This is a genomic window from Pelomonas sp. KK5 (assembly GCF_001984095.1).
Lineage (GTDB): Bacteria > Pseudomonadota > Gammaproteobacteria > Burkholderiales > Burkholderiaceae_C > KK5.
Genome location: NZ_LYVQ01000259.1, coordinates 1 through 8,304 on the forward strand (window position 1 = coordinate 1; position 8,304 = coordinate 8,304).

Consider the following 8,304-nt stretch of genomic DNA (forward strand, 5'->3'; position numbering starts at 1 on the left):
GGGCCGGCGTCTTCGCGGCCGGCGCCGGGGCGGCAGCGGCTGCTTGCTCGCGCGTGATCGCCGCAGGCGGCTTGTCGCCGCGCAGGCCGTGGAACACCGCCTGGCGCACGCGGCCGTCCTGGGTCCATTCGGCGAAGGACACCTCGGCCACGAGCTTCGGCTTGACGAAATGCGCGCCGGCCGGCGGCTTGCCTTCGAAGGCCGGCGCCTTCACGGCCAGCCCGTCCAGCTGGCTCTTCAGCCGGTGCAGCGAGGCCTCGCTGAAGCCGGTGCCGACGTTGCCGGCATAACGCAGCGTTCCAGCGGCATCGTTGACCGCCAGCAGCAGCGAGCCCAGGCCCGAGCGGCGGCCCTTGGGCTCGGTATGGCCGACGATGACGAACTCCTGGCGCTGCGTGCACTTGAGCTTGATCCAGTCGGGCGAGCGGGCCGAGCGGTAGGGCGAGTCGGCCCGCTTGCCGATCAGGCCCTCCATGCGCAGCCGGCAGGCGCTGGCCAGCAGGTGGGCGGCGTCCTCGCGGAAGTCCTCGCTGAAGCGCAGGCGCGGCTGGGCCTGTGCCTTGTCGTCGTCCAGCAGGGTGCGCAGGCGCTCGCGGCGCTCGGCCAGCGGGCGGCTGCGCAGGTCTTCTCCGGCGTGGAAGGGCAGGTCGAACAGGTAGTAGACGATCTGCGTCGTCCCCTTGCTGGTCTCGAAGGCGTTCTGCAGCGCCTGGAAATCCGGCGCGCCGTGCTCACCCTGGATGACGATCTCGCCGTCCAGCCAGCTGGACTTCAGCTTCAGCGCCTCCAGGGCCTGCGCCAGGCTCTTGAGCTTGCCGGTCCAGTCGTGGCCGTTGCGGGTGAACAGGCGCGCCGTGCCGTCGGCGGCCACGCGGGTCAGCAGCCGGTAGCCGTCGAACTTCATTTCCCACAGCCAGTTCACACCCTCGGGCGGCGAGCGGACCAGCGTGGCGAGTTCGGGCGCCAGCGTCAGCGGCATCTCGTCGCGGGCGGCGGCCTTGCGCGTGCGGGGGCGCCGGGCAAGGACGCTGTCCGGCTCGGCGTCGACGACGCTGTAGTCCGCCGCCGGCCGCGCGAACTCGTCGCGCTCCTTGATCAGCAGCCAGGGCTCCTGCCGCTCGCCCGCCTTGCCGCGCATGCGCACGAGGGTCCACAGGCCGTGCAGCTTGTCGCCGTGCAGCTCGAACTTGAGCTTGCCGTCGCGGTAGCCGGCGCGGGCATCGCCGATCGGGGTCCACGTGCCGCGGTCCCAGACGATCACCGTGCCGGCGCCGTACTGGCCGGCCGGGATGGTGCCCTCGAAGCCGCCATAGGCGAGCGGATGATCCTCCACGTGGACGGCCATGCGCTTGTCGTGCGGGTCCAGGCTCGGCCCCTTGGGCACGGCCCAGCTCTTGAGCCGGCCGTCCAGCTCCAGGCGGAAGTCGTAGTGCAGGTGGCGGGCCGCGTGCTTCTGGATCGCGAAGCTCAGCGCCTGGCCGGCCTTCGCTGCGGCCTTGCCGGGGGCCGGCTCGCTCGTGACCGTGAAGTCGCGCTTGCGCCGGTAGTCGTCGAGGCCGCGATCGCTCATGCCGATTTCTTCGCCTTGCCCGTCTTGCCGCCCGACAGGCTGCGCCGCAGCAGGTCGCTGAGGTCGACCACATTGCTGGCCGCACCTTCCTCGCCGGTCGGTTCGAGCGGCGTCACGCGCTTCGTCTCGCCGGCCTTGGCCTTCTGCCCGATCAGCGCGCGGATCGCGGTCTTGAACTCGTCCGCATAGTCGTCGGCCTGCCACTTCGCCTTCATGTCGCCGATCAGCTGGCGGGCCATCTTCAGCTCGGCGTCCTTGACCTCGGCCTTGCCTTCCTTCGGGAAGCTCAGCTCGTTCCAGGGGCGGATCTCGTCGGCCCAGCGCAGCGTGTTGAGCATCAGCGCCGGGCCGGTCGGGATCAGCGCGGCCAGGTGCTGCTTGTTGTGCATCACCAGCCGCGCGATGCCGATGCTGCCGTCGGCCACCATCGCCTCGCGCAGCAGCGCGTAGACCTTGCCGGCCTTGCCCAGCGGCTCCAGGTAGAAGGGTTTCTCCAGGAAGAGGAAGGGGATCTCGCTGGCCTGGACGAAGGCCTCGATCGCGATCGTCTGCGTGGTCTGCGGGTAGGCGGCCTTGATCTCCTCGTCGGAGATCAGCACGTAGTCGCCGTCCTCCTGCTTGACGCCCTTGACGATGTTCTCCTTGGTGATCGTCTTGCCGGTGCGCTTGTTGATGCGCTGGTAGCCGACCGGGTCCATCGAGCGCTTGTCGAGCCAGTCGAAGTCGATGTCGTCTTCCCTCGACGCCGGGTACAGCGCGACGGGGACGTGGACCAGGCCGAAGCTGATCGCGCCTTTCCAGATGATGCGAGGAGCGACCATGTCATTCAGCGCCAACGCTGCCGGTGACGGGAAGCACGATGCCGGTGATGTAGCCGGAGCAGACCGGCGAGGCCAGGAACACGTAGGCCGGCGACAGCTCCTCCGGCTGCGCCGGGCGATGCATGTCGGTCTTCCTGCCGAACTCGGCCACCCGCTCCGCCGGTGCGTCGGCCGGGTTCAGCGGCGTCCACACGGGGCCGGGCGCGATCGCATTGACGCGGATGCCGCGGTGCAGGACGTTCTGCGCCAGCGCCTTGGTGAAGGCGTGGATGGCGCCCTTGGTGGTCGAGTAGTCGAGCAGCCTGGGGCTGCCTTCGAGGCCGGTGACCGAGCCGGTGTTGATGATGCAGGCGCCCTGCCCCAGGTGCGGCAGCACCGCCTTGGCCATGTGGAAGTAGCCGTAGACATTGGTGCGCAGCGTCTCGTCGAAGCGTTCCTCGCTGATGTCGGTCAGCTCGTCGGCGTGTTCCTGGAAGGCGGCGTTGTTGACGAGGATGTCGAGCTTGCCGAAGGTGTCCACCGTCGCGCGCACCGCGCGCTCGCAGAAGGCCGGATCCTTGACGTCGCCGGGCAGCAGCAGGCACTGGCGGCCCTCGGCCTCGACGGCGCGCTGGGTCTCCTTCGCGTCCTCGTCCTCGTCGAGGTAGACGATGGCCACGTCGGCGCCCTCGCGGGCGAACAGCACGGCCACCGCGCGGCCGATGCCGGAATCGCCGCCGGTGATCAGCGCGCTCATGTGGTGCAGCTTGCTGCTGCCGAGATAGTCGGGCGCCAGGTATCGCGGCTGCAGCTTCAGCTCGGCCTGCAGGCCCGGCTTGGCGATGTGCTGTGCGGGGAGATCGGTGGGCTGCGGGCGGGCCCCGGCCTGGACGGGCGTCTCGGCCCTGGCGGCCTTGCCGCGGCCCTTCGCCGCATCCTTGCGATCCTGCTCGCGCTGGATCTTGCGAGCCTCGGCGACCGCGCTATCGTTCTTGGAACTCATCGGGAGGTCCTTTCCGCTTGGGGCGTTCGGACCTCGTCACGGCAAACGGAATGCCGTCAGTGCAGGTGCTCGCGCGGCGGCGTCCAGTCGAACATCAGCCGCAGCTTGTCGAGCTGGCCCGGGTCGCCATCGGGCAGATCGGCGAAGGGGTCGACGAAGTCCTCGTCGCCTTCGCCCAGTGGCGGATTCAGGCGGGCCTCCTGCGATTGCAGCCAACGGACATCGTGGGTACGGGACGGCATGGCACTACTCCTGACAACTTCTCAGTTTCCGGCATTCGGCAATGAGCATGCCACCCGGGTGTATCAATTTGTTCGGCCGAGCGCCCACCAGCGGGGCAGCAGCCGATGGACCTCGCGGCGGGCATAGCGGTCGTCGATCAGGTGGACCACGCCCCGGTCGCTCGGCGTGCGGATCACGCGGCCCGCGGCCTGCACCACCTTCTGCAGGCCGGGGTAGAGGTAGGTGTAGTCGTAGCCCGCGCCGAACAGGCGCTGCATGCGCGCCCTGATCTGCTCGTTGACCGGGTTCACCTGCGGCAGGCCCAGCGTGGACAGGAAGGCGCCGATCAGGCGGCGGCCCGGCAGGTCGATGCCTTCGGAGAAGGCGCCGCCCAGCACCGCGAAGCCGATGCCTTCGCCGCCTTCGGTGAAGCGGCCGAGGAAGGCCTTCTGCTCGGCTTCGCCCATCCGGCGCGACTGCCGCCAGACCGGCAAGGCGGGGAACATCGCTGCAAACATGTCGGCAACCTGCTGCAAGTAGTCGTGGCTGCTGAAGAAGGCGAGGTAGTTGCCGGGCTGGGCCTGGAACTGCTCGGCCATCAGCCGCGCGATGGGCGCCAATGATGCCTCCCGGTCCGCGTAGCGGGTGGAGATGTGGCGGGCAATATTCACTCGCAGCTGCGCGGCCTCGAAGGGGGATTCGACGTCCACGCAGACATGCCCGTCCGGCAGGCCCAGCAGGTCGGTGTAGTAGGCGGTGGGCTGCAGCGTGGCCGAGAACAGCGTGCTGGTCAGCGCCGCTTCGAGCCGCGGCTTCAGGAAGGGTGCGGGCACCAGGTTGCGGATGCACAGCTGCGACGTGCCCGGCTTCTCGCCCTTGCTCAGGTCGACCAGCGAATGCTCGTCCAGCGACTCGGCCATGCGCGCCAGGTGCTGGGCCTCGAACATGAAGGCCTGCAGCGCCGGGTCGGGCGCGGATGCATGCTCGGCCAGGTGTTCGCCCAGCGTCGAGGCGCACTGCTGCAGCGCGCCGGCCAGCGCCTCGGGCAGCGCGGCAAGCACGGCATAGGGCTCGGCCTGCGCCTTGTCGACGACGGCCCAGGCCTTGCGTACCTTGTCCAGCGCGGCCTTGACGGCGGGCAGCTTGCGCGCGGCCTGGCGGGCCTCGGCCAGGGTCTCGGGCCGCAGCTCCGCGCTGTACATGCCGCGGGCCCGCTCGACCAGGTTGTGCGCCTCGTCCACCAGCAGCGCCACGCGCCACTGGTTGGCCTGGGTGAGGCCGTGCAGCAGGCCGCCGAGGTCGAAGTAGTAGTTGTAGTCGCCGACGACGATGTCCACCCAGCGGGCCAGCTCCTGGCTCAGGTAGTAGGGGCAGACCTGATGCGCCAGCGCGGCCTCGCGCACGGCCGCCTGGGTCAGCAGGCCCGGCCGCTCCAGCGCGGCGGCTCGGGCCTCGGGGAGGCGGTCGTAGAAGCCGGCGGCCAGCGGGCAGGATTCGCCGTGGCAGTTGTTCTGCGGGTGCTCGCAGGCCTTGTCCCGCGCCACCAGCTCCAGCGTCCGCAGCGGCAAGGCCGGCAGCCGGCCGAGCGCGTCGAGCGCCATCTGGCGGCCCGAGCTCTTGGCGGCGAGGAAGAAGACCTTGTCCAGCTTCTGCCCCGGCGCCGCCTTCAGCAGCGGGAACAGCGTGCCCATGGTCTTGCCGATGCCGGTGGGTGCCTGGGCCAGCAGGCATCGCGACCCGGCGGCGGCGCGATAGACCGACTCCGCCAGCGCGCGCTGACCGGCGCGGAACTCGCCGAAGGGGAAGCCCAAGGCAGCCAGCGCTTCATCGCGCGCGGCGCGATGCGCCAGCTGCCGCTCGGCCCAGGCGAGGAAGCGCTCGCAGTGGCGCTCGAAATGCTCGCGCAGCTCGTCCGCGCTGCGGCGCTCGATGAACACCGTCTCCTGCTGCGAGCCGATGTTGAAGTAGACCAGCGCGACCTCGATCTCGTCGAAGCCGCCCTGCTCGCACAGCAGCCAGCCGTAGATGCGCGCCTGCGCCCAGTGCAGCTCGCGCTGCGTTTCGGACTGGCGCTCCAGCCACCCCTTGTAGGTCTTCACCTCCTCGAGCCGGCGCCGTTCGCTGTCGAAACCGTCGGCCCGGCCGCGCACCAGCAGCCGGCCGCGGTACTCGCCGGCCAGGGTCAGCTCGGTTTCGTAGTTAGGTGAATCGCGCCGCGCGGCCACCGCCGCATGGCCGGCCATGCCTTCCAGCGCGCTGGGCGCCGGCGTGAAGCGCAGGTCCAGGTCGCCCTGCTTGGCCGTGAACTCGCACAGCTCGCGGACGGCGACGGTGTACATGGTGCTGCTCAGTGCGCTTCGCCGAGCGCCGCCTGGCCGCCACCATCCTCGGCATCGAGCCGCAGCGGCGTCGCCTTGGCCAGCGCCATCCAGACCGCGAAGGGCAGCTTCACCGGCCGGTGCTGGGCGGGCCGCAGCAGCTCGAACTCGCCGTCGTCGATGCCGCCGTGCAGCACCCAGACACCGAACTGCTCCGGGATCTCGTTGGGCTTGGCCACGTTCGCCGGGAACACGTAGCAGCACTCGCTGCACAGCCACTGGTAGGCCTGGCGCTTGGCGGCATGGCGCAGGTCGGACAGCAGGTCGGCGCGGCTGACCTTGATCTCGTGGACCTGCGGCTGCAGGTAGGCCTCCACCGAGGTGTTGCGGATGGAGAAGATGTCCGGCCGGGCCATGCGCCAGACCCTGGGCATCGGGCGTTCGGCGTCCTCGTCGCCAAACAGGCCGGAGGGCAGCGGCACCGGGGTCAGGTCTTGCGCGGCCTCTTCATCCTCGACCTGCGCGCGCAGCGACAGCTCCCGCCAGACCACCCGGCCCTGAGCCAACAGGTGCTCGGCGAAGCGCTGGCCCAGGCGGTCATGCGCGCTGAGCGCCCGCTGGCCGCGCTGGCGGCTCTCGGCCATCAGGCCAATGGCGGCCTCGGTGAGCCGCAGCGTCTCGCGACCGTCCTCCAGCTGCAGCGCCAGCAGGCCGGCGGCCAGCAGGTCCAGCTCGATGCCGTCCTTGCAGGGCCAGCCGGCCGAACGCCAGACCTGCATCAGGCGGGTCTTGTGGACACGGGAGATCGCTGCAACGGAAGTCGGATCGCTCATGAATACTGATTATAAATACAGTTGTTTAGCTGGCGTGGGCGCTAACCTCCACAATCAGCGCATGGACCGATTCGCCCACATCACCGACCTCCCCGCCCTGCTCCGCGCCATGCCCAAGGCCGAGCTGCACGTCCACATCGAGGGCACGCTCGAACCCGAGCTGATCTTCGAGCTGGCCCGACGCAACGGCATCGCGCTGAAGTACGACAGCGTGGAGGCGCTGCGCGCCGCCTACGCCTTCACCGACCTGCAAAGCTTCCTCGACATCTACTACGCCGGGGCCAGCGTGCTGCTGCACGAGCAGGACTTCCACGACTTGGGCGTGGCCTACTTCCGCCGCGCGGCGGACGACCACATCGTCCACGCCGAGCTGTTCTTCGACCCGCAGACCCACACCGAGCGCGGCGTGGACATCGGCGTCGTGATCCGCGGCCTCTCCCGCGCGCTGGAGACGGCGCAGCGCGAACTGGGCATCAGCGGCGCGCTGATCCTGTGCTTCCTGCGCCACCTGAGCGAGGAGGACGCCTTCGCCACGCTGGAGCAGGCGCTGCCCTACCGCGAGCACTTCATCGGCGTGGGCCTGGACAGCTCCGAGCGCGGCCACCCGCCGGAGAAGTTCCAGCGCGTCTTCGCCCGCTGCCGCGAGCTGGGCCTGCATCTCGTCGCCCATGCCGGCGAGGAGGGCCCGGCCCAGTACATCCACGATGCGCTGGACCTGCTGCACGTGCAGCGCATCGACCATGGCGTGCGCTGCATCGACGACCCGGCGCTGATGCAGCGCCTGGCGCGCCGGCGCATCCCGCTGACCGTGTGCCCGCTGTCCAACCAGAAGCTGCAGGTCTACCCCGACCTGCGCGATCACTGCCTGGCCACGCTGCTCGAGCACGGCCTGTGCGTGACGATCAACTCCGACGACCCGGCCTATTTCGGCGGCTACCTGAACACCAACTTCCTCGCCACCTTCGAGGCGCTGCCGCAGCTGCGGGCGCACCATGCCTGGCAGCTGGCGGCCAACAGCTTCGAGGCCAGCTTCGTCGACCTGGCCACGAAGTCCGCCTGGCTCAAGCAGCTCGGCGAGGCTTTCGACGTGGCTGGCTGAGCCGGCGCAGATTGGCCGTGGCGGTCGCGTGGATCGGCGCGATGCCCCGGTTCAGCACCGCCAGCGCGCCGCCGCCGGCCTGGCGCGCCAGCGCGTTCGAAGGCGGCCAGCCCCACATCGAGCGCAGCAGCGTCCCGCCCAGCGCCATCTGCAGGCTGAAAGCCTGCTGCGACATCGCCAGGCCGGCGCGCCAGAAGGCGCTGGCCTTCTCGGCAAACATGCGCTGGAACTCGGCCTGGTCCGAGGCGCTGGGCTGCGCCCCGGCCATCATCATCCGGGCGAGGCGGATCGCGATCACCTGTGGCGCAGCGAAGCCGAGTTCGGCGGAGCGGGCGCCCAGCGAGGCGGCATGGCGTTTGGCGGTCATTTGAAGGCTTCCTTGCTTGAGGTGGATCAGGCCAGCGTGCGGACGTTCGGCTCGCGGGCCCACTGGCGGGTAGCCGCTGCGCTGAGGTCGGC

The 8,304-nt window shown here is 70.0% G+C and carries 8 protein-coding genes; 1 reads left to right on the forward strand and 7 read right to left on the reverse strand.

Features of this window, described 5'->3' with window-relative positions:
* The 6 genes from ligD to B0W88_RS27140 all read right to left on the reverse strand — a co-directional run.
* A partial coding sequence (gene ligD, locus B0W88_RS27115) for a non-homologous end-joining DNA ligase (RefSeq protein WP_198937951.1) occupies positions 1-1,570 on the reverse strand: 1,570 nt, incomplete at its 3' end.
* On the reverse strand, positions 1,567-2,391 hold the full coding sequence (locus B0W88_RS27120; RefSeq protein ID WP_083749102.1) for a Ku protein: 825 nt from the start codon (positions 2,389-2,391) through the stop codon (positions 1,567-1,569). The genes ligD and B0W88_RS27120, both read right to left, overlap by 4 nt.
* Position 2,392: 1 nt before the next feature.
* Positions 2,393-3,373: an SDR family oxidoreductase gene (locus tag B0W88_RS27125; protein WP_077037694.1), complete on the reverse strand. Its 981-nt coding sequence runs from the start codon at positions 3,371-3,373 to the stop codon at positions 2,393-2,395.
* A gap of 56 nt (positions 3,374-3,429) precedes the next feature.
* Entirely contained in the window at positions 3,430-3,615 is a 186-nt protein-coding gene (locus B0W88_RS27130) for a hypothetical protein (protein ID WP_077037695.1), read from the reverse strand.
* Between the two features lie 63 nt (positions 3,616-3,678).
* Positions 3,679-5,934 (reverse strand): ATP-dependent DNA helicase, encoded by a 2,256-nt coding sequence (locus B0W88_RS27135; protein WP_077037696.1) that lies wholly within the window; start codon positions 5,932-5,934, stop codon positions 3,679-3,681.
* Positions 5,935-5,942: 8 nt separating this feature from the next.
* A complete protein-coding gene (locus B0W88_RS27140; protein WP_077037697.1) occupies positions 5,943-6,746 on the reverse strand; it encodes a hypothetical protein in 804 nt (267 codons plus the stop codon).
* 61 nt (positions 6,747-6,807) lie between these two features.
* Here B0W88_RS27140 and B0W88_RS27145 point away from each other — a divergent pair, with 61 nt between their 5' ends.
* Positions 6,808-7,845 carry an adenosine deaminase gene (locus B0W88_RS27145; RefSeq protein WP_077037698.1) on the forward strand — a complete coding sequence of 346 codons (1,038 nt, stop codon included), beginning with the start codon at positions 6,808-6,810 and terminating at the stop codon, positions 7,843-7,845.
* Here the strand turns inward: B0W88_RS27145 and B0W88_RS27150 are convergent.
* Positions 7,808-8,212 carry a polyhydroxyalkanoate granule-associated phasin gene (locus B0W88_RS27150; RefSeq protein ID WP_077037699.1) on the reverse strand — a complete coding sequence of 135 codons (405 nt, stop codon included), beginning with the start codon at positions 8,210-8,212 and terminating at the stop codon, positions 7,808-7,810. The two genes, B0W88_RS27145 and B0W88_RS27150, sit on opposite strands and share 38 nt — an antisense overlap.
* Between the last annotated feature and the right edge of the window lie 92 nt (positions 8,213-8,304).